General features: G+C 38.4%; 15 protein-coding genes and 1 tRNA gene. 7 read left to right on the top strand and 9 right to left on the bottom strand.

Features of this window, described 5'->3' with window-relative positions; all coding sequences use genetic code 11:
• The first annotated feature begins 1 nt into the window (after position 1).
• From AC1M9M_RS03495 to serC, 5 genes are all read left to right on the top strand, one after another.
• Positions 2–934, top strand: a complete 933-nt coding sequence (locus AC1M9M_RS03495) for an FAD-binding protein (protein ID WP_481588522.1) — start codon at positions 2–4, stop codon at positions 932–934.
• A 331-nt stretch (positions 935–1,265) separates the two neighbouring features.
• Positions 1,266–1,775 carry a hypothetical protein gene (locus AC1M9M_RS03490; protein ID WP_481595620.1) on the top strand — a complete coding sequence of 170 codons (510 nt, stop codon included), beginning with the start codon at positions 1,266–1,268 and terminating at the stop codon, positions 1,773–1,775.
• Positions 1,776–2,079: 304 nt separating this feature from the next.
• A complete protein-coding gene (gyrA, locus tag AC1M9M_RS03485) occupies positions 2,080–5,028 on the top strand; it encodes a DNA gyrase subunit A (protein WP_481595619.1) in 2,949 nt (982 codons plus the stop codon).
• A gap of 77 nt (positions 5,029–5,105) precedes the next feature.
• Positions 5,106–5,951 carry a hypothetical protein gene (locus AC1M9M_RS03480; RefSeq protein WP_481595618.1) on the top strand — a complete coding sequence of 282 codons (846 nt, stop codon included), beginning with the start codon at positions 5,106–5,108 and terminating at the stop codon, positions 5,949–5,951.
• A gap of 189 nt (positions 5,952–6,140) precedes the next feature.
• On the top strand, positions 6,141–7,223 hold the full coding sequence (gene serC, locus AC1M9M_RS03475) for a 3-phosphoserine/phosphohydroxythreonine transaminase (RefSeq protein ID WP_035266433.1): 1,083 nt from the start codon (positions 6,141–6,143) through the stop codon (positions 7,221–7,223).
• Positions 7,224–7,307: 84 nt separating this feature from the next.
• Here the strand turns inward: serC and AC1M9M_RS03470 are convergent, their stop codons facing one another.
• The 6 genes from AC1M9M_RS03470 to argG form a co-directional block, all read right to left on the bottom strand.
• Positions 7,308–7,457 carry a hypothetical protein gene (locus AC1M9M_RS03470; protein WP_171076764.1) on the bottom strand — a complete coding sequence of 50 codons (150 nt, stop codon included), beginning with the start codon at positions 7,455–7,457 and terminating at the stop codon, positions 7,308–7,310.
• 33 nt (positions 7,458–7,490) lie between these two features.
• Positions 7,491–8,432 carry a hypothetical protein gene (locus tag AC1M9M_RS03465; RefSeq protein ID WP_035266435.1) on the bottom strand — a complete coding sequence of 314 codons (942 nt, stop codon included), beginning with the start codon at positions 8,430–8,432 and terminating at the stop codon, positions 7,491–7,493.
• A gap of 152 nt (positions 8,433–8,584) precedes the next feature.
• Positions 8,585–11,092, bottom strand: coding sequence for a TonB-dependent receptor plug domain-containing protein (locus tag AC1M9M_RS03460; RefSeq protein WP_481595617.1), 2,508 nt, complete (start codon positions 11,090–11,092; stop codon positions 8,585–8,587).
• A gap of 215 nt (positions 11,093–11,307) precedes the next feature.
• On the bottom strand, positions 11,308–11,964 hold the full coding sequence (gene rnt, locus AC1M9M_RS03455; protein WP_035266446.1) for a ribonuclease T: 657 nt from the start codon (positions 11,962–11,964) through the stop codon (positions 11,308–11,310).
• Complete coding sequence (pyrC, locus tag AC1M9M_RS03450) at positions 11,949–12,983, bottom strand: dihydroorotase (RefSeq protein ID WP_481595616.1); 1,035 nt, start codon at positions 12,981–12,983, stop codon at positions 11,949–11,951. Before pyrC ends, rnt begins: the two co-directional genes overlap by 16 nt.
• A gap of 227 nt (positions 12,984–13,210) precedes the next feature.
• Entirely contained in the window at positions 13,211–14,551 is a 1,341-nt protein-coding gene (argG, locus tag AC1M9M_RS03445; RefSeq protein ID WP_092765981.1) for an argininosuccinate synthase, read from the bottom strand.
• Between the two features lie 429 nt (positions 14,552–14,980).
• Here argG and AC1M9M_RS03440 point away from each other — a divergent pair, with 429 nt between their 5' ends.
• Positions 14,981–17,014 (top strand): FAD-dependent oxidoreductase, encoded by a 2,034-nt coding sequence (locus AC1M9M_RS03440; RefSeq protein ID WP_481595615.1) that lies wholly within the window; start codon positions 14,981–14,983, stop codon positions 17,012–17,014.
• Positions 17,015–17,111: 97 nt separating this feature from the next.
• Positions 17,112–17,201, top strand: a tRNA-Ser gene (locus tag AC1M9M_RS03435).
• Positions 17,202–17,269: 68 nt separating this feature from the next.
• On the opposite strand, the gene AC1M9M_RS03430 is transcribed toward AC1M9M_RS03435, so the two are convergent.
• From AC1M9M_RS03430 to AC1M9M_RS03420, 3 genes are read right to left on the bottom strand one after another with little or no spacing between them, the layout of a single operon-like run.
• The gene (locus AC1M9M_RS03430) at positions 17,270–18,058 is read right to left on the bottom strand and encodes an ABC transporter ATP-binding protein (RefSeq protein WP_481595614.1); all 789 of its coding nucleotides are present in this window, start codon (positions 18,056–18,058) and stop codon (positions 17,270–17,272) included.
• Complete coding sequence (locus AC1M9M_RS03425; protein ID WP_481595613.1) at positions 18,055–19,071, bottom strand: FecCD family ABC transporter permease; 1,017 nt, start codon at positions 19,069–19,071, stop codon at positions 18,055–18,057. The genes AC1M9M_RS03430 and AC1M9M_RS03425 overlap by 4 nt, the downstream gene beginning before the upstream one ends.
• Position 19,072: 1 nt before the next feature.
• Positions 19,073–20,110, bottom strand: coding sequence for a FecCD family ABC transporter permease (locus tag AC1M9M_RS03420; RefSeq protein WP_481595612.1), 1,038 nt, complete (start codon positions 20,108–20,110; stop codon positions 19,073–19,075).

Below are 20,110 nucleotides of genomic sequence, written 5' to 3'. Positions count from 1 at the left end.
CATGAGTATTTTAGTAATCGCTGAGCACGACAACAAAGCACTTAACGGTGCAACTTTAAACGTTGTAGCTGCGGCTCAAAAAATCGGTGGTGATATCACTGTATTAGTTGCTGGTTCAGGCGCTCAAGCAGTTGCTGATGAAGCCGCTAAAGTTGCTGGTGTAAGCAAAGTTCTTTTAGCTGACGATGCTGCATATGCAAACCAATTGGCTGAAAATGTAGCGAAGCTTGTTGCTTCAATTGGTACAGGTTATTCACACATTCTTGCGGCGTCTACAACGACGGGCAAAAACGTACTTCCACGTGCTGCAGCACTTCTTGATGTAAGTATGATTACTGACATTATTGCAGTTGATAGTCCTAAAACTTTCAAGCGTCCAATTTATGCTGGTAACGCGATTGCAACTGTAGAGTCTGGTGAATCAGTTGTTGTTGGTACAGTTCGTGGTACAGCGTTTGATGCAGTTGCTGCTGAAGGTGGATCTGCTGCGGTTGAAGCTGCAACTTCTACTGGTGATGCGGGTATTTCTAAGTTCGTATCTGAAGAAATCGTAAAATCAGAACGTCCAGAATTAACAGCAGCTCGCATTGTTGTATCTGGTGGACGTGGTGTAGGTTCTGGTGAGAACTACCATAAAGTACTTGATCCATTAGCTGATAAGCTTGGTGCAGCTCAAGGTGCATCTCGTGCAGCAGTAGATGCTGGTTTCGTTCCAAACGATATGCAAGTTGGTCAAACGGGTAAAATCGTTGCGCCAGACCTTTATATTGCTGTAGGTATCTCTGGTGCGATTCAGCACTTGGCAGGTATGAAAGATTCTAAGGTGATCGTTGCGATCAACAAAGATGAAGAAGCTCCAATTAATGCAGTAGCTGACTACTGGTTAGTAGGTGACTTAAATACAGTGGTTCCAGAATTAGTTTCTAAAATCTAATTCAGCATTGCTGTACTAATGCTCTGATCGAGTAATGATTCATTTCATTTTACTTGGTCAGGGCATTTTTATATTTAATCATCAAAAAAATCTCATAAAACAAAATTATAGATTATTCTCATCAAGGGATCAGAATTTACCGTTTTATATGTTTTTTGTAATTGTGATATGATTCGCCATCATTTTTTAAGCTCATTCATACTTTCAATGTATTAATGAGGGAGTTTGTGTTTTGCTGGTCGACACCCGAATAACATTACCGCTTGTTCTAATCGCGGTCTCATGTTTAATTTTTCCATTATTTAATCAAGTCCATTTCAATGTGTTTGGTATGGAAGACGTGCGTCTGATTGAAAATTTACAGGCTCTTTTATTGTTGTCCTTTGCAGTTATTAGCTATTTTTACATAAAGCCTTTACAGCTTAGAGAAGGTAAGAAAGAGTTTTGGCTTTGGGCTGTTTGCTGGTGGGTTTTATTGTTTGGTCGTAGTACCAGTTGGGGGCGAGATTATTTCCCTGATGTCCCAAAAATCTATTTTCGAGGTATCTCAATTGTATTGATTGGGTCTGTGGTTTTTCCACTATTGAACCAAAAATTACGCACAGAGATTGTGAACAAGTTTAAGACAGCTATTATCCCAGTTTGGGCCTTTGTTTTGGCTGTGATTGGGCTCGTTGTTTCTGATGCGATAGAGCATCATCGCTTTATAGGGATGCTCCTGCTCACAGAAAATAGTAATGAAAGCTTACTCGAAGAGCTGTATGAGTTTCCGTTGATTTTAAGCTTATTTGCAATTTCTTTTAGTTTAATGAAAGCGGACAAGCGCGAACTTCATCATTGAAGAATATTCATGTATTTATAAAGATCCTTACGAGGATCTTTTTTATGTATAAGTAGCAAAAAAGTGATTTTTATCATTCATTTTAGGGCAATACTGTTTAAGAATTTTGTGTTGAAAATTTAGTCATTTTTATGAATAAAATTAAACAGATCATCCATAAAATTTAGGGACAAAAATACGGATTTGTGCTATAATTTTCGGCTGAGTTTTAGAATTTAGCTCCATAGATTTTGGGCTAATTTTTTGCAAGATTGATTATATAAATCGAGCAGTTTCTTCAAGCTGTTTGTAATAAGGAGTATGCATGAGCGTATCGGAAATTCGACCGATTGCCATTGAGGATGAACTGAAGAGCTCATATCTCGACTATGCTATGAGTGTCATTGTCTCTCGTGCACTACCAGACGTTAGAGATGGTTTAAAGCCAGTTCATCGCCGTGTTCTTTATGCGATGCATGAGCTTGGAAATGATTATAACAAAGCTTACAAAAAATCAGCGCGTGTCGTTGGTGATGTAATCGGTAAATACCACCCTCATGGTGACTCTGCTGTATACGAAACAATCGTTCGTATGGCACAAGATTTCAGTTTACGTTATCAGTTGGTTGATGGTCAGGGTAACTTCGGCTCTGTTGATGGTGACAGTGCAGCAGCGATGCGTTATACCGAAGTGCGTATGCGTAAATTAACGCATGAACTGTTAGCTGATTTAGAAAAAGATACAGTAGAGTGGGAAGATAACTACGACGGTTCAGAGCGTATCCCACAAGTTATGCCAACTCGTGTGCCAAATTTACTCATTAATGGTGTCACGGGTATTGCTGTAGGTATGGCAACCAATATGGCGCCGCATAATATGACTGAAGTGGTCAATGCGTGCTTAGCCTATGCCAATAATCCGAATATCAGTATTGAAGGATTGATGGAACATATTTCGGGTCCAGACTTTCCTACAGGCGGTATCATTTACGGTAAATCGGGTATTGTTGATGCTTACCGTACTGGTAAAGGTCGTTTATTTATTCGTGGTAAGTACCATTTAGAAGAAGACCAAAAAACAGGTCGTACGACGATTGTATTCACTGAAATTCCATATCAAGTGAACAAAGCAAAAACGATTGAACGTATTGCTGAACTTGTGAAAGAGAAGAAGCTCGAAGGTATTTCAGAGTTACGCGACGAATCTGATAAAGAAGGGATGCGTATTGCAATTGACTTAAAGCGTGGCGAAAACGCTGAAGTAATTGTTAATAATTTATTCCAAAATACTCAGCTTCAAAATTCATTCAGTATTAATATGGTTTGCTTGGATAATGGCCAGCCAAAGCTGATGAATTTAAAGGACATCATTGCTGCTTTCATTCGCCATCGTCAAGAAGTTGTAACACGTCGTACGATGTTCGAATTACGTAAGGCACGTGAACGTGGTCATATCTTGGAAGGTTTAACGGTTGCTTTAGCAAATATTGATGCCATCATTGAAACCATTAAAACCTCTGCGAATCCGCAAGAAGCACGTGAACGTTTGCAAGCAGGAGAATGGTCTGCAGGTGGCGTAGTTGCTTTATTAGAAAAAGCAGGTTCAGTTTCTGTTCGCCCAGATGAAATTGAAGGCGAAGATCCTAATAAACCGTTTGGATTATCTGGCAATATTTATCGTCTCTCACCAACTCAAGTGGGTGCAATTTTAGAATTACGTTTGCATCGTTTAACTGGTTTAGAACAAGATAAGCTGCATGCAGAATATTCTGAAATTTTGGCACAAATTGCAGAGTTGACAGCAATTCTTAATGATTTTGAATTGTTGATGAATGTGATTCGTGAAGAACTTGCACTTATTCTTCAGCAATATGGTGATGAGCGTCGTACTGCGATTGTAGAATCTCGTGTAGATTTCTCTCGTGAGGATTTAATTCCAGAAGAACAAGTTGTTTTAACCGTTTCTCAATCAGGCTATGCGAAAACACAGCCACTTTCTGATTATGCTGCGCAACGTCGTGGTGGGCGTGGTAAATCAGCAACGTCTATGAAAGAAGATGATTACATTCAACATTTGATTGTGACATCTAACCATGCAACAGTTTTATGCTTTACCAATGTCGGTAAAGTCTATCGCTTAAAAGTTTTTGAAGTGCCTCAAGCTTCTCGTGGTGCAAAAGGTCGTCCTATGGTGAACTTATTGCCATTAGATGAAAATGAGACAATTACTGCTATTCTGCCAGTGATTGATGCACCGAAGAAATTTAAAGAACGTCTAGCCGATTTCCGTCAGTTTGTTAAATCTCATCAAGCTCAATTACAGCAAAACGAAATCATTGCTGCACACTATGATGCATTAGAAAAATCATTTGCTGATCTAGCAGATGGTGACGATCTATCGGACGAATTGCGTACACATCTGAAAGAGTTAGGAGTTGAATTATCAACTACAGATCTTGATGATGAAGTAGTAGTTGAATTTGCTGAGCTTGCAGAAAACTTACGTAAAAACTTCTATGTCTTTATGGCAACTGAATACGGTACGATCAAGCGAGTTGAACTTGAGCAGTTCTCTAATGTACGTTCAAATGGTTTACGTGCAATCGAGTTAGCTGGAGACGACCGTTTAATTGGTGTTGCGATTACTGACGGTGAACAACAAATTATGTTGTTCTCGAATGAAGGTAAAGCGATTCGATTTGCAGAAACTGATGTACGTGCAATGGGTCGATCTGCGAAAGGTGTACGTGGTATGCGTGTCACCATTGGATTGGCTCAAGCGGAAGAAATTGAAGATAATGATGTAGATTCAGAAGATGAAGATACGGATTCTAATTTCCTAAGCCGTATTGTTTCATTAGTCGTTGTTCCGGAAACAGGTGAAGTGCTTTGTGCTTCAGCAAATGGTTACGGTAAGCGTACGCCAGTGGATGACTTCCCGACCAAGAAACGTGGTGGTAAAGGCGTCATTGCGATCAAGACATCTGATCGTAATGGTGAGCTAGTTGGTGCGGTAGCGATCGATGTCAGCAAAGAAGTCATGCTGATTTCTGATGGTGGTACGCTAGTACGTACTCGTGCATCTGAAATTGCTCAGACGGGTCGTAATGCACAAGGTGTACGTTTAATCCGCTTAGGTGAAAACGAGACATTGGTTGGTGTTGAAGCGATTGAAGCTGTTGAAGATGAAGAATTAGAAATTTTAGATGATTCAGAAATTTTGAATACTGAACCAGCTGAAACTTCTGAGCCTGATCAACCATCAGAAGAATAATAATACATTCAAAAAAAGGACGCTGAGGCGTCCTTTTTTATAAAAGTAAGAATTATAAATAAAGGAAAGTATCGAACATGGATCAAAAAACTTTAGAACAAATAGCAGAATTTATTTGTGGGAATGATCCTGAAAATCATCCTGAGTATAGAAGCGGTTCACAATTAACACAATTTTTTAGGAATGCAGGACTACCGTTTACTCATGATGGTTCAACAAGATCAAAGTGGGTTTTAGAAAAATTAAATGAAGCTAATAAAGAGCAATTAGCGAATATTCTTAAAAGACTAGTGTCACCGAAAGAATATGCAGGTGATAAAGAGAAAATAAATAAAGCTTTAAAAATTTTGAATAAGATTCTCTACATAGAGGGTTTTGAAATGTACTTGGATCGTATAGATCCAAAATTTAGAAAAATTGAAATAGATTATTCAAATATTTGCGAATTAGAATCAGAACTTAAGTCTTATCCACCACCTAATTTCTTAATTCTAGGTCTAGAGATGAGGGTGGGTGAAATTTTACAGAATAGGTGGGTGGAAATACAAAAGTGTCTAGATTCGAAAGCATATTTAGCTTCAATGATATTAATGGGTAGTGTATTAGAGGGGTTGTTATTGGGTGTTTTTCAACAAAATATGAGAGAGGCGAATCAGGCTCCAAGTGCACCTAGGGATAAAAATCAAAAAACAAAGAATTTTGCTGATTGGAAATTAGGTGAAATGATTGATGTAGCTCATCAGTTAGGTTGGATTGGTGTAGATGTGAAAAAGTATTCACACTCTTTAAGAGAATTTAGAAACTTAATTCATCCTTATGAGCATATGATTCAGGGATTTGATCCTGATGAAGACTCTACAAATATTTCTTGGTTAGTGGTACAAGCTGTTATCAATGATTTAACAAAAAAATTAACCAATTAGAAAGATTCTTATATCTTTAAATATGGAGTGTTTCTCGTTTTATTAAAACTATCCTATAAATATACATCGTTTTTTTTATTCTGCTAAGGATAATAGATTGAAATAATTTCAACTTAAACTACTGCAACATAATGCCATCTGTGGTTAAATGCCATCATTTTATTGTGTTTCACTCTGAAAGGAAAAATCATGCGCGCGTACAACTTCTGTGCTGGTCCTGCTGCATTACCTACTGCTGTATTAGAAAAAGCTCAAGCTGAGATGCTTGATTGGCAGGGTAAGGGCCTATCAATCATGGAAATGAGTCATCGTAGTGCAGACTACGTCGCTGTTGCTGAAAAAGCAGAAGCAGACTTACGCAAGTTGATGAATATTCCTGAGAACTACAAAGTGCTTTTCTTACAGGGTGGTGCTTCTCTACAATTCTCTGCGATTCCATTGAATCTATTAGGGAAAAATAACAAAGCAGATTATATCCATACTGGCATTTGGTCTGAAAAAGCTTTAAAAGAAGCAAAACGTTATGGCGAAATTAACGTGATCGAAGCTGGTATTAAAGATGCAGATGGTAATCTTGCAATTTCTGATGAAAGTACATGGAATTTATCTGCTGATGCTGCCTATGTTCATTATGCCGATAACGAAACGATTGGTGGTATTCAATTTAAAAATATCCCAACTACGGATAAACCACTGGTTGCAGATTTATCTTCTAGTATTTTGTCGGCACCAATTGATGTTTCAAAGTTCGGTCTTATTTACGCGGGTGCGCAAAAAAATATCGGTCCTGCTGGTTTAACTTTGGTAATCATTCGTGATGATTTATTAGACCAAGCAAAAGAAGAAATTCCGAGCATTTTGAAGTATTCAGCGCAAGCGAAGAATGATTCTATGGTGAATACACCGTCTACTTATGCTTGGTATTTATCAGGCTTAGTATTTGAATGGTTGCTTGAACAGGGTGGTGTAGAGGCAATTCATCAAGTGAACCAGCAAAAAGCTGAATTGTTGTATGGTTATATTGATTCAAGTGACTTCTATGCAAATCCAATTGCGAAAGAATATCGTTCAATTATGAATGTACCATTTACATTGGCGAAGCCTGAACTTGAAAAGCAATTCCTGAAAGAAGCAGAGGAAAATAATTTATTAAATCTTGCAGGACATCGTTCAGTAGGTGGTATGCGTGCGAGTATTTACAATGCAGTGCCACTTGAGGGTGTACAAGCTCTTGTGAAATTTATGGATGATTTTGCGAAGCGTAATGCTTAAAAATCAGTTTGTAAAAAAGCCTGTCATATGACAGGCTTTTTTTTATGCACTAAAACGCAGATGAAAGTAATCAACACTAATTTATTAAAATGCTGGAATAAGATTGGTAAAGTGGAAAATAAAAGCAGCGAGGAAAACACCTAAGAAAAAGAAACAGTAAGCACCCTTGTCTACTCGAATACGAGGGCGTGCTTGTTCCATTAAGCCTGTTGATTGTTCCGGTATAATTTTCATCTAGGAGCCTAAATATTACTTTATAGTTAAATCCTATTTATTTGATGTATTTTTAGCATAAATATTCGCCTGAATCCATATATTTCCACGAATATATTGACCAATTTCGAAATTTTTATAATTCTCATCCTTAGTCGCGATACGAATAAGTGTAGCAGGTTGGTTTTCTTCTAAAATAAGTGTTACATCATAAAGTTGATAAAATTGATCGTTGAACTGCATTTGGGTCTTGCCAACCACTTTTCCTTGGAACCAGGCCTCATCTTCCTGACCCATGGTTTCACCGTACAAGTAAGCCACCATTTTCGAAAAATCGACCGTTACAGGTTCTTTATCGGCATCTGATTTAGGTTCCCAAGCATCAATCAGCTGCTGTAAATTATCTGGCGCTACACCATTGTGTTCACTCAAAATTTCATTTAAAGCACGATGGTGTTTAATTGAAGCTGGATCATCCACAACAATTTGTTCTTGATCAGCAACTTTTTCTAGCTCATAAGCCCACGCATTTAATTGGACTTTATAAGATTGATTTTTTTGGTATTGAATTTGGTTAACACTGTATAAGCTATCAAAAGCATAAACCACACTATTATCACTAACTTTTAATTGTAACACTGCTTGCGTGTTGGACTTACATGTAATGATGCGTTCAATCGTCGCGTTCAACGTATAAGGACTATCAAAAGTAGGGAAGGCTGTTTTGACTGCTTTAGGTTTATTGTCTTCTACAGCAATGACTTGAACCAATTGGATAGGTTGTTGTTTAGGTCCTTGAATTAGCCAAACATTCGGATCCATATCTTGTTCTTCAGCACAAATCCCCATCGGCATGACAGGTGCATTTAGTGCTTCACTCAACCATTTTGGAACCTGAACAGTCGGATCATCAGTTAACAGCGCCCAATGTTCTACATGGCTACCAAAGCTTTGATCTTCTATCGTAATAATTTCAGGTTTGTTTTGATTGTTCATATGCTCATTCTAAGATTGAGTGAATTACTTTATGTAATATCGAGGATAATTGATATTTTTCAAGTCTTGAATTGTTTTTTCTTTATGCAATCCAAAAGTTTAACGTGGCATAAATGAAAAAGAGCACCTAAGTGCTCTATGGGAATCATGAGTTAGAACTTAAATGTAACATCTGCAATGAATTGACGACCGATTTCAGGACTTGGTGTTGGTGTCACTGAGGATGTATTGGAAGAAAAATACTCATTTTTACGGTTAAGTACATTATTAATGGTTAAACCAAAAATAGTTTGCGTATTTTTTGAACTCGGTATTGTATAGGTAGTACGCATATCCCAATGCAAAGCATTTTTCGTTTTATATGCAGTGTAAGTGTCATATTTCATACCATCGAGTTCATAGACAAATTCAGTTTTACTGGTACTCAGGGTTTTTTTCATACCTGGTGTCCCTGCACGATAGCTAAGATAATGATTAATATTTAAAGGAATATTATTAAAACCAATATTCCAATCTAGTCTAACTGTCCATGGTGTATTGAAATTATCAGTGGGTTTATCTTCAGCATTAATCAGTTTGCCATCATAATAAATTTGTGATGTACCTGTGTAGTAGTTGCTTTCATAGCTATCAAAATTACGATTTGTATCTGTCATATCGGCATTTAGGCTTAAATAATGCACAGAATTTTTAAATACAAGTGGTTTAATATTTTTTAAAGAGAACGTTAATATTTCAGCTTCAGATTTTCCTGAGTTGTTATAAGACTTATTACCTTGCTGCTGGCGTAATTGGTCTTTGTTCTCTCGCTGAACATATTTTAAACCAGTATTGATGTTCCAAATATTGGTGTTAAAAGCAAATACAGATTCATCTGAAAACGGCGTATCCAGCTCTGACCTTGATTTGAAGGATGGCATATACGTCGGATCGAGTTCCCAACCTTCAGAAAGACTATTTCTCTTAAATTTTGTCTGTAATCGACCTCGTTGATCTTGTAATTCGTTGGCGAATGCGTTTAAACCATAATAGCGATTCCAACCAGCCGTGATAAATAATTGATCATTGCCAAATGGCTTCACAACAAATGAACTACGAGGTGCAATATTTGTATTTTGAGTCAGTGAATCATAATCAGCTCTTAAGCCTAAACTAGATTGAATAAATGGATTAACATAAATTGAATCTTCGAGATATGCATGCCAACGATCTTGGCGTACATTGATTTGTCCTGCATCATATTTAAATCGTTGCGTTAAATATTGCCCGTCAATTGAATTGCCTTCGTCACAAGCATCATAACGACGACCATCAGAAGCGTAACAGTTTAAGTTTTCAATATTTTTTGAAGCGATAGTAGTTGTGTAATAGTTATTAGAAACTTCAGGTCTTTCCCAATACGCTTCATAATGACCATAACCTGCACCCACTTTGAGTTGGTGTGATGAGTTCGCAAACTTTATTGGTTCAAATAAGGCTTTGATTGAGTATTCCAGTTTTTTTTCTTCTTGTGATAATGAACCATAGTTTCCATAAGATTGCGTACTTAAATTCGGATTCCAATTTTTTGTTGATGATCGAGCCCACACGTATGCATCCTGTTCTGCCTCTCGCGAGCTATTTTGTGTTTGATAATTAAGTTGTTGTTCTAACCGAACAGCATTTAATTTATTTTGTAAATTGATATAAATACTTTGGCTATCAGATATTTGCGTGTTTTCTGAGTTTAAAAATGTAGCATTGAAGTATTCACCTTTATTTTCAAATAGCTGAGTTCCTATTTTTAATGAGGTTTTATCTGAAGGTGTGTAGAAGAGTTCAACACCATAATTGCTCGCAGCACGTGTTTGGTCTAATTCTGCTGGCTCAATAAAATTCGTTTTTAATGTAATTAAGGAATGTCGAAAAGAGCCAAAAGCATTGAAGCCTAATTGGTCTGTGAGATTACCATACAGTGTTGCACTGACTCCTTGTTTAGTAAAGAAAGGTTGATTTTTTTCACTGTTGGAGGTTTCAAATTCCTGTTGGCTTTCTGGATCAGGAAAGTTGATTTTAGACCAAGAATCAGATGTATAATCATAGGTAATATTACCGTGAATTTTGCCTACCTCAGTTTTTGGTGCGCAGGTTTCTGCGCTCACTACACCGCCAGTAAATTCACCATATTCAGCGCTCACATTGCTATCAAGGAGTTTAATATTACAAATCAGGTCTGCATTGACTGCAACAGCTTGACTAGAGCCGAGTAGTTCATTATTTGAGTTCGATGTTGTTGCACCCACAGGGTTAATATTATTGTTAATGCTCATCCCATTGATTAGAAATTTATTTTCATAGGGTAAACCGCCATTGATGCTAATTTCGGCTGGGCTAAGTTCACCTTGTTGTAAGCCACTTTTAAAATTATTACCAAATTGCACATTAGGATTTACTTTTAAAAAATCAGTAATGTTCTTAGAACTATTGGGTGTCTTGTCTAAGTCATCCTTCGTATAAAGGGTTTTTCCAACTTCTTGTTGCTCAGTTGCATTCGTTACAATTGTATTGAGTTTGATTGAATCATCATTAGCTGTTGAATTTATTTCTGTTTCATTTGCACAAACTGTAGTTGAGAGAATCGTAAGAATGGCTAAATTTAATTTTGAGCGTACAAATGACATGATTTAACATTGAGAGAATAAAAACGATAGCGATTATCATTTAACAATACTTATTTCACAATATTAATGAGAATAATTATCAATACTATATTCCGATTAACATAATATAAAAAAGCGATAGTTAAAAATTGGAACAAAAAGCCCCAATACTTTTCAATTAAGATCAATCCACAGGATGATCAAGATTTCTAAAATATTGGGGTATTTAAAGATTTTTACTCTGAAACGAGTGTTTCAAGTAAATGGGGCGCTAATTTATTTAAAATATAGCAGAATAATTCAGCTGTTTTCTGTGTGTCATACAAAGCAGAGTGGGCTTCTTTACCATCAAACTCGATGCCAGCTTGAATACATGATTTAGCCAAAACAGTTTGTCCGAACATCACAGCACTCAAAGTCACCGTATCAAAAACCGAGAAACTATGAAATGGATTTTGATTCTTAGTTCCAGTACGTGCAATTGCCGCTTTTAAAAAACCAAGATCAAAATGAGCATTGTGTCCAACTAGCACAGCATGTGTGCATTGTTGTTGTTTGCGTACCTCATTAATTGCTTTGAACATACGTTTAAGTGCAGACTTTTCATCTTCTGCCATCGCTACACGCATTGGATTAAAAGGATCAATGCCAATGAAGTCGAGTGAGCGACGATCTAAATTTGCACCTTCAAATGGATTGATGTGTGCATGATGCGCTTGACCAGGTACAAACTTTCCAGATTCGTCGTAAATGATTGGAATACATGCTATTTCAAGCAATGCATCGGTATCCGCATTAAAACCAGCTGTTTCCACGTCAACAACCACGGGTAGGAACCCGCGGAAGCGTTGACCGATGACAGGTAATGTTTCAGTGGTCACACTTTTCTCCATTGAATTGTTTTACCTGCATAAAGAGGAATGATCTGTTCGCCATCTAAATATTCAAGGCTTTCAGGAATCACTTGATCTTCTTTGATCAATGTAATGGTTTCAGTATTACGAGGTAAACCATAGAAGTCTGCACCAAAGAATGAAGCGAAACCTTCAAGACGTTCAATTTTACCGGCCTGATCGAATGCTTGAGCATACAATTCAATTGCAGTTGGAGCGCTATAACACCCAGCGCAGCCACATGCATTTTCTTTCGCATTTTTAGAGTGCGGAGCGCTGTCAGTACCTAAGAAAAATTTAGGGTTGCCACTTGTTGCGACTTCTAACAAAGTTTGCTGATGTGTCTGGCGTTTTAAAATTGGCAAACAATAGAAATGCGGTTTAACACCACCAACCAACATGTCATTGCGATTGAATAACAAATGTTGTGGTGTAATCGTTGCTGCCACGTTGCGATCTTGCTCAAGTACAAAATGTGCAGCTTCGCTTGTGGTGATATGTTCTAAAACTAATTTCAATTTTGGAAATTGTTTAAGCAGCGGTGCTAAAACTTCATCTAAGAAACGTTTTTCACGATCGAAAATATCAACATGATGATGTGTTACTTCGCCGTGGAGTAAGAGAGGAACTTGATGTTCTTCAAGTTGCTCAATGACGCTATACACTTTACGTATATCACTAACGCCATTATCAGAATTCGTGGTTGCTCCAGCAGGGTAAAGCTTAATTGCATTTACATATGGAGATTTTTTAATTTTTTGTACTTCTTCAGGAGAAGTATGATCCGTAAAGTAAAGCACCATACGAGGATCGAATTTTACATTTTCAGGAACATGCGCCATGATTCTTTCACGATAGGCATGTGCCTCTTCCACAGTTTTTACAGGTGGAACTGTATTTGGCATACAGATTGCGCGATGAAATTGCTTCGCCAAATCAGGAACAGTACGTTGAAGTGCTAAACCATCTCTTAAATGAGCGTGCCAATCATCTGGCTGGATTAAAGTGATCGTATTCAAGGCAAGTCTTACTGAAAAAATAACATAGATGATAATCGATATTGCTTGAAATTGATAACGACAAAAGCCGATAAAAGGGGTTTTACATCTATTTGTGCTGATTAATATAAAAATGAAGCATACGTTGGATGAATGAGTCATTATTCATCTAGGGAACAATGATAGATTTTCATGTCCAAATAAAAAACCGCGCTCAAAGCGCGGTTTTTTTAGGACTAAACTAAATCTTAGTTTTTGTCTTTAAGTTGTGGAACAGCAGAACCTGTACCTACAGCAAGTAAACCTGCACCAGTATAGATTCCTAACTTAGCGCGTGTATCTGTAATGTCTAAGTTACGCATGGTTAATTGACCAATACGATCCATTGGCGTGAATACAGAATCACCTTTTTCCATAGTTAAGCGTTCAGCTTCATAGGTAAGGTTCTCAGATTCAGTGTTCATAATAGTGTAATCGTTACCACGACGAAGTTCTAAAGTCACAGTACCTGTGATTGCTTTAGCAACCCAACGTTGAGCAGTTTCACGAAGCATAAGCGCTTGTGAGTCGAACCAACGACCTTGGTAAAGTAAACGACCTAAACGTAAACCGTTGATGCGGTACTGTTCAATGGTATCTTCGTTATGAATACCAGTCACAAGACGTTCGTAAGCAATGTGTAGAAGTGCCATACCTGGAGCTTCATAAATACCGCGAGATTTCGCTTCAATGATACGGTTTTCGATTTGGTCAGACATACCTAGACCATGACGACCACCGATACGGTTTGCTTCAAGAATTAACTCAACTGGATCTTCGATACGTTGACCGTTAAGAGCAACAGGGAAGCCTTCTTCAAATGTGATTGAAACTTCTTCAGGTGCGATTTCAACATCTTCTTTCCAGAATGCAACACCCATAATCGGTTCAACGATTTTGATACCAGCATCAAGATACTCAAGATCTTTCGCTTCGTGAGTTGCACCAAGCATGTTTGAGTCTGTTGAGTATGCTTTTTCTTTTGACATTTTATAGTCAAAACCGTTGTCGATGAGGAACTGTGACATTTCTGCACGGCCACCAAGTTCATCGATAAATGTTTGGTCTAACCAAGGTTTGTAAATTTTAAGTGCTGGGTTCGTTAATAGACCATAACGGTAGAAACGCTCAATGTCGTTACCTTTATAAGTAGATCCGTCACCCCAAATGTTGACGTCATCTTCTTTCATCGCAGTAACAAGCATTGTACCTGTGACTGCACGACCAAGTGGCGTTGTATTGAAGTAAGGTACACCACCTGTAGAGATATGGAATGCGCCACATTGAATTGCTGCAATACCTTCTAATGCAAGTTGTAAACGGCAATCCACTAAGCGTGCTTTAACAGCGCCATAAGCTTCAGCTTTCTTTGGAATAGCATCGTAATCATCTTCATCTGGCTGACCTAAGTTTGCTGTATACGCATAAGGTTCAGCACCTTTTTGTTTCATCCACAATAGAGCTGCAGAAGTATCAAGACCACCAGAGAAGGCAATACCAACTTTTTTGCCTACAGGTACATTCTGTAAGATAGTTGCATTATCAGACATTGTTCATCCTAACGATAGAATATAGGCACCTAGAAAATTGGTAACCTGAAAAATATATTTCTTCAATTGTAGCACTTTTCATTGGTAATTTTTTTTAAAAAAAGATACGTGGTGCAAAAATATTAGAATAAGTAGCAATATTTCGTCGAAACTCAGAAGTAATAGGTAGTGCTTAATCTAATTCATGATTTCTTCTTGAAAAGAATACAGCGCATTTATGAAGATTTTTATGCATCAATTTACTTTATTGCAATTTTTCAAAGAGAACTTAGTGAAAAATATTTTTTTGTAAGTGATTGAATATTAATATCTAATTTCATAGTTGGTAATTTATTATAGAAAAAGACAAAAAATTGCCATAAACAGTTATGAAAAAAGAAGTATAGTTTTATGCAACAAGTTGCAAAGCCCATAAAATAAGGAATTGCCATGACAACTCGCTATGCAAATATATTAAAACCTCTTGATCTTGGTTTCACTACCCTAAAAAATCGTGTCGTGATGGGATCGATGCATACCGGTCTAGAAGATCGTTTTTATAACTATCCTAAATTAGCAGCATATTTTGGTGAACGTGCTAAAGGGGGCGTAGGTCTCATCATTACAGGTGGTATTTCGCCTAATCGTCAAGGCTGGCTCCTTCCAGCTGGTGGCACAATGAATACCTTAGGTGATGTTGCCCCACACCGATTAGTGACACATGCAGTTCATAAACATGGTGCAAAAATTTTAATGCAAATTTTGCATTCAGGGCGTTATGGTTATCAACCATTTGTAGTTTCTGCAAGCCCAATAAAATCGCCGATCTCACCATTTAAACCACGTCAGATGTCAGAAAAACAAATTCTGGATACGATTCAAGATTATGCGGCTACAGCAAGTATCGCGAAAAAAGCTGGCTATGATGGTGTCGAAATCATGGGATCAGAAGGCTATTTGCTGAACCAATTTATGAGTCGTCATGTCAATCAGCGTACAGACCAATGGGGCGGGGAAATAGAAAACCGTATGCGCTTTGCAGTTGAAATTGTTAAGGCAATTCGCGCGAAAGTTGGCGAAAAATTTATCATTTGTTTCCGTTTATCTATGCTCGATTTAGTTCATGACGGTAATACAATGAATGAAGTGATCACGGTTGCCAAAGCGCTAGAAGAAGCGGGTATCACATTATTGAATACAGGTATTGGTTGGCATGAAGCTCGTGTGCCAACAATTGTAACCTCTGTTCCTCGTGCGGCATTTGTAGATTATACCGCAGAGGTAAAAAAACATGTGTCTGTGCCTGTGATTGCATCCAACCGAATCAATATGCCTGAAACTGCCGAAGCTATTTTGGCTGAAGGTAAAGCCGACATGATTCAAATGGCTCGACCATTATTGGCAGATGCTTTCTGGGTGAATAAAACGGCAACTAATCGTGTTGATGAAATCAATACGTGTATTGCGTGTAATCAGGCTTGTTTGGATCATACTTTCAAAAATAAACGTGCCACATGTTTAGTGAATCCACGTGCAGCCTATGAAACTGAACTGGTTTATTTAAAAACCAAGAAGCCAAAAAAAGTAGCTGTTGTGGGTGGTGGTGTAGCTGGAATGTCGGCAGCGACCGTTGCTGCCAGTCGTGGTCATCAGGTTACTTTATTTGAAGCCACTAATGATGTAGGGGGACAATTCAACTTAGCGAAAGTTGTTCCTGGGAAAGAAGAATTTCATGAAACCATTCGCTATTTTAAAGTCCAAATTGAGCGCACTGGGGTTGAACTTCGTTTAAATACTAAAGTTAATCGTGAACAGCTTGAGCGTGAAGGCTTTGATGAAGTGATTGTTGCGACAGGCGTTGTACCACGTGCATTGAAGATTGAAGGAAGTGATGCACCACAAGTTTTATCTTATGCAGAAGTATTAAGAGGTGCGCCTGTGGGTCAAAAGGTAGCAGTAATTGGTGCTGGTGGTATCGGATTTGATGTGTCAGAGTTTTTATTAAAACCTGAACATCAGCCACAGCCACAACCTTTGGCAGAATGGAAACGTGAGTGGGGAGTTGATCCTGATATTCAGTATGTTTCTGAAGGTGGTTTACAACCTGCTGAAGTGGATCGTCCAGTTCGCGAAATATATTTATTGCAACGTAAGACAACGCCTTTGGGTATAGGATTAGGTAAAACCTCTGGTTGGGTTCACCGCGCCCAATTAAAAAAACATCATGTGAAAATGTTGCGTGGCGTTCAATACAAATCAGTGAGTGATGAAGGTCTGTGGATCGAAGTTGGTGGACATGATCAATTATTACGAGTCGATACTGTCGTTGTTTGTGCAGGGCAAGAATCTGTTAAAGAGATTATGCCATCAGAGACTGAAACAACTTTAGCGAAATATCACATTATTGGTGGTGCAAAGCTTGCTGCTGAGCTTGATGCTAAGCGCGCGATTCGTGAAGGTGCTGAAATTGCAGCCAAAATTTAATAAATTTGAATCATTTGGTGAAACTATATTCACTTGAATGGTTTGATTGTAATTTTTACTTGTCATGATATGAAAAGCTTCGTATTATGGCGCACATGGAAGCGTGGCAGAGCGGTTTAATGCACCGGTCTTGAAAACCGACGAGGGTGTGAGTCCTCCGTGAGTTCGAATCTCACCGCTTCCGCCAAATTCAAAAACCCTGACTAATGTCAGGGTTTTTTTCATTCTATATATTCAAGCTTTTTATTCGAGTGTTTAATCACCAAACTTATTTGGGATGACCAGTAACCTTTTTTTGAGTTGATCATCTTCAACCAGCCTGACTTCAGCATCTAAGTTATAGAGTTGATGAACTAATTGCTTTGTTAAAACATCTTCTGATTTTCCTTGTGCAATGATTTGACCATCTTTCATGGCAACTAGAAAATCGGCACAGCGTGCAGCAGTGGCTAATTCATGTAGAACCATCACTATGGTTTTACCTTGTGAGGCTAGAGAGCGGACTAAATTTAAAATATCGGCTTGATGACCGATATCGAGCATACTGATTGGTTCATCTAAAAGAATTAAAGGAGTTTGTTGTGCGAGGACCATTGCGATCCATGCACGTTGACGTTGACCTCCTGATAGATTGCTTAAATTTTGATTTTTTAATTCGCTTAAATGGGTCGCAGACAAGGCGTCATCAATCGCTTTTTGGTCTTCGATGTTGAGTCGTTTAAACCAACCTTGGTGTGGAAAACGACCGAAGCGCACTAACTGCTCAACTGTCATGCCGTTGGGTGCAGTTACATGCTGTGGAAGTAATGCAAGTTGTTTAGCGAGCAACTTTTTACTGAGTATATTCAGTTGATTTTTTTCCCAAATGACTTCGCCTTGATCATAAGGATGAATTTGAGCAATACATTTTAACAAGGTCGATTTTCCACAGCCATTTGGACCAATGAGGACGATGACTTGACCCTGCTGAAATTCAGCATTGATACCCTTCAAAACTTGATGATGATTATATCCAGCACTTAATTGATTGATGATTAAACTCATGTACGACTCATACTTCTAGAATGACGATATAACAACCACAACAACAGTGGACCACCAACCATGCCACTAATAATGCCTGCGGGAATTTCGACAGGGGCAAGCAAATTTTTTCCAAGTAAATCAGCACTTAAAACCATTAATGCACCAATACACATGGTTGGGAAAATCGGAAATAAATGATGAGGAAATGATTTAAATGCGATGATTGGTGCGGCAATAGCCACGAATCCAATGGGGCCTGCAATACTGACAGCGGTCCCAGCGAGAAAGGCAGCAATAATAATGAGCATCAGTCTAATTTTAGATAAGGGTTCTCCTAGACTATCAATGACAGAATCAGGGAGAACTATTGCACTAAATAGTCGCCGCCACAGCACAATAATACTGACAAGCAGCATGATAAAAATCGAAGTTGGTAGCAAGATGCTGTAGCTGCGACCAATCAAACTACCACTACTAAAAATTAAAATATTACTGGTGTGCATTACTGGCAGTGTCGCAAGGATAAGGTCAAAACTGGCTTTCATGAGTGTTGCAATTCCGACCCCGATGACCAAAATACGATACCCCTGTGTTCCCACGCCGCCTGAAGCAATTAAAATAAAAAAAACACAGAAGATCGCGCCCATCAATGCTTGCCACCATTGACCTAACATACTAGAACTTGAGAGGAGAATGGTGAATGCCAAAGCAAGCACTGCACTGTCACTGATACCAAAAACATCTGGGCTCGCAAGAGGGTTTTTGGTGATAATTTGAAGAATGAGACCAGATAAGGCGAGTGCAGCGCCAATCAATAAGGCCGCCAAAAGTCGTGGTAATCTAATCTTTTCAACGAGAAGTTGATGTAGAGCTGACGCATTGCCTGTCAATACATTCCATAGCGTATTCAAATTTAATGTGATTTCACCGTACATCAAGCTAAATAAACTAAGTGATATCAGTAGAATCGCAATGATTATCCAAGCCTTTATCACTGATTTTTGTTTTAAATGACTTAACAGAGAAGACATATTATTTCTCCGCTTGAATGATATTTTGTAAGTTGTTTTGACGTACCATCCATATCAAAATAGGTGCGCCTAATAAGGCTAAAAGAATACTGACAGGGGCTTCGAAAGGTTGAACGACTGCACGTGCAATGATATCCGCGATCAGCAACAACAACATGCCAAATAGTCCGCTATAGATGAGTTGTTTCTGAATACTCTGAGCACCAATAGCTCGTGCAAAGTAAGGTGCAATCAAGCCTAAAAAGGCAATTGGTCCTGTTAATGCAACGGCACTTCCAGTTAATAAAACCACAGCTAAAATGCAGAATGCATCAAGTAGTTTCGTATTTAAGCCTAAGCTATTCGCCAGTTGATCACCAACTAAGCTAAGAGCTAGAGGGCGTATCACCAATATAGCGATGATGAGTCCGATCGCCATTAAAATTAGTGCAAGACCAAGATATTGAATATCAACGCGATTGAGCGAACCCAAAACCCAAAAGCGATAGTCGTCTAAGCCATTTTGGAAACTCAGAAGAATGGCAGCCATAAAACCTTGGAATGTACTGGTGATCGCCAGTCCAGCCAAGACTAAACGTGTAAGTGAGCTTTGATCTGTCATTTGACGAGGGGTGATGGCAAAGACCAATAAGGCACTCACTAATGCACCAATTAGCGCCCAAAAAAATAGTCCTAAGGTATCCATTTGAAGAACAATGGCCAAAACAATGGCAAGAGAGGCACCACTATTAATTCCGATTAATCCACTATCAGCCAAAGGGTTTTTAAGCAAGTTCTGAAGGATGACGCCTGAGATCGCTAAAGCTAATCCGACACTCACCGCCGCAATAGTGCGTGGTATTCTAATTTCCAATAGGGAAGTGATTGGCTCTAACGACCATTGACTTAATGCCTGAAGAATAAGTTGCAAACTGTCTGTAAAGTAGGGCTGACCAGCGCCGTACGCGATCGATAAAACAGTGCAACATAAAATAATCAAGCTAAGCACGATTCCCATCAGCGGGAATCGGTCAAGTACAGTTGTAGCATTCGTCAGCAT

The organism is Acinetobacter sp. ANC_7503, assembly GCF_056780035.1.
This window is presented reverse-complemented; position numbering and strand designations above follow the sequence as displayed.

Bases quoted from the DNA above. Each gene is read 5' to 3' on its own strand.
- AC1M9M_RS03460 (WP_481595617.1), bottom strand. From the start codon at position 11,092: ATGTCATTTGTACGCTCAAAATTAAATTTAGCCATTCTTACGATTCTC.
- rnt (WP_035266446.1), bottom strand. From the start codon at position 11,964: ATGGAGAAAAGTGTGACCACTGAAACATTACCTGTCATCGGTCAACGC.
- AC1M9M_RS03425 (WP_481595613.1), bottom strand. From the start codon at position 19,071: ATGTCTTCTCTGTTAAGTCATTTAAAACAAAAATCAGTGATAAAGGCT.
- AC1M9M_RS03465 (WP_035266435.1), bottom strand. From the start codon at position 8,432: ATGAACAATCAAAACAAACCTGAAATTATTACGATAGAAGATCAAAGC.
- argG (WP_092765981.1), bottom strand. From the start codon at position 14,551: ATGTCTGATAATGCAACTATCTTACAGAATGTACCTGTAGGCAAAAAA.
- AC1M9M_RS03420 (WP_481595612.1), bottom strand. From the start codon at position 20,110: ATGCTGACGAATGCTACAACTGTACTTGACCGATTCCCGCTGATGGGA.
- AC1M9M_RS03440 (WP_481595615.1), top strand. From the start codon at position 14,981: ATGACAACTCGCTATGCAAATATATTAAAACCTCTTGATCTTGGTTTC.
- AC1M9M_RS03470 (WP_171076764.1), bottom strand. From the start codon at position 7,457: ATGAAAATTATACCGGAACAATCAACAGGCTTAATGGAACAAGCACGC.
- gyrA (WP_481595619.1), top strand. From the start codon at position 2,080: ATGAGCGTATCGGAAATTCGACCGATTGCCATTGAGGATGAACTGAAG.
- AC1M9M_RS03495 (WP_481588522.1), top strand. From the start codon at position 2: ATGAGTATTTTAGTAATCGCTGAGCACGACAACAAAGCACTTAACGGT.
- AC1M9M_RS03430 (WP_481595614.1), bottom strand. From the start codon at position 18,058: ATGAGTTTAATCATCAATCAATTAAGTGCTGGATATAATCATCATCAA.
- AC1M9M_RS03480 (WP_481595618.1), top strand. From the start codon at position 5,106: ATGGATCAAAAAACTTTAGAACAAATAGCAGAATTTATTTGTGGGAAT.
- AC1M9M_RS03490 (WP_481595620.1), top strand. From the start codon at position 1,266: ATGGAAGACGTGCGTCTGATTGAAAATTTACAGGCTCTTTTATTGTTG.
- serC (WP_035266433.1), top strand. From the start codon at position 6,141: ATGCGCGCGTACAACTTCTGTGCTGGTCCTGCTGCATTACCTACTGCT.